A 1,617-nucleotide genomic window follows, 5' to 3' on the forward strand; every position below is an offset into this window, starting at 1 on the left:
TGCAAAAAAGCCCGGCGAACCGGGCTTGAGCGGGGGGAATGGAGGTGCTCAAAAGTGATAACGGGCGCTGACGCCAGCCAGCCAGGTACGGCCCGGTGCGGCTTCGTAGTAGCGGCTGTAGCCGTCGCCGACGATGACCGAGCCGACGTACTGGCGATCGAAGATATTGTCGAAGCGCAGGAAAGTGCGCAGGTTGACATCGCCGTACTGGCGGTCGATGCCGAAGCGCAGGTTGGCGATGGCGTAGGCTGGCGCCGCCTCGGCATTGGTGTCGTCGGTATAGACCCGGCTCCGCGCCAGCCCTTCGATGGCGGCATGAAACCCAGAGGCCGGATGCTTCCAGGCCAGATCGGCAAACAGCGTTTGCGCCGCCGTCCCGGGCAACTGGTTTCCGGCGTTGACGGTCTTGGTAACGAACGGGAAAGGCGTCGTGAAGGTAAACGACTGGTCGTATCTCGCGTCGAGCAGCGTGTAGGCGATGCGGCTGCTCAGATTGTTTTCCCAGACGCTGTCCAGTGCCACCTCGACGCCGCGACGGGTCGTCGGGCCGGCGTTTTGATAGGCCGTGCGACCATTGGTGCTGGACAGGACGACGATTTCATCATCAGTCTTGATCTGGAACAGCGCGACATCAAGGCGGCTGTTCTTGCCGACGAAGGCCTTCACGCCGGTTTCAAAATGTGTGCTGTTCGACGGCTTGAGCGAAAAATTAAACGAGCCGCCGGCACTCGAATAAAACATCTCGTTGAAAGTCGGCGCCTCGAAACCGCGTGCAGCGCTGGCGTAGACGTTCACGGCATCGCTCACCCGATACAGGGCAGCGAAGGTTGGCGTGGTCTTGTCGTAGGTCACGCTGCCGCTGTCGTTGGGATTGACGACGGTGTAGGGCGTGAAACGGTCGTCGACCTTGAAGGCCACCCGGCTGTGCCGCAGTCCGCCGCTCAGGGTCAGTCGGTGAATTTGCCATTCCGCCTGCGCGTACTGATCAAAACTCGTGACGCGATCCTCTTCGAGGCGACGCAGCGCGCCCTTGACGCCGAGCGTGGTGCCGACAAAGTTCTCGTAGCCACGCCGGTCATCGGTCGACTGCTCGTAATCGGTACCGAGGGTCGTCGTCAGCTTGCCGCCTGCGAGATCGAAGCGACCGATCCAGCGCGCCGAGGCGCCGGCAAAGGTGCGGTCGAAATCGATGACACCGCCCGGTTGGCGGGTGCTGCTGGTTTGTGTCGCTACCGGAATCGACTGGTACTGAATGGTCGACCGTTGCCCGGCATAAGCCGAAACCAGCACGGAATGCTCGCCCAGGCGGTGCTCGTAAGTCAGCCCGCCCTGCTGGTGGTCGATTTCCTTGCGCGTATTGAAATCGAGCGGCGGCTGGGCAACGCTGCGCGGGTCGGCCTGATAGCCGGCCCAGGTCTGGCCCTGCGGATCATCAGCCGTCTGCTTGAAGCTGTTGGCGATAAAAGTCAGCTTGCCGTCCTGGCTTGGCCGGTAGGTCAGCTTGACCATGGCCTGGTCGCGCTCGGCCTGGCTGTGATCGCGGTAGCCGTCGGTGGCAAAACGCGAGGCGTCGATGACATAGCCGAGACCGCCGACTTCGCCCTGGGCGCTGAGGTC

1 protein-coding gene is annotated in these 1,617 nt (G+C 62.5%); it reads right to left on the reverse strand.

What is annotated here, in order from left to right; genetic code table 11:
- Positions 1 to 48: 48 nt before the first annotated feature.
- Positions 49 to 1,617 (reverse strand): TonB-dependent receptor family protein (locus ADADOO_RS16535; protein WP_511278610.1); only part of this gene is annotated, 1,569 nt, incomplete at its 5' end.

The organism is Azonexus sp. (genome assembly GCF_036170495.1).
Classification (GTDB): Bacteria; Pseudomonadota; Gammaproteobacteria; order Burkholderiales; family Rhodocyclaceae; genus Azonexus.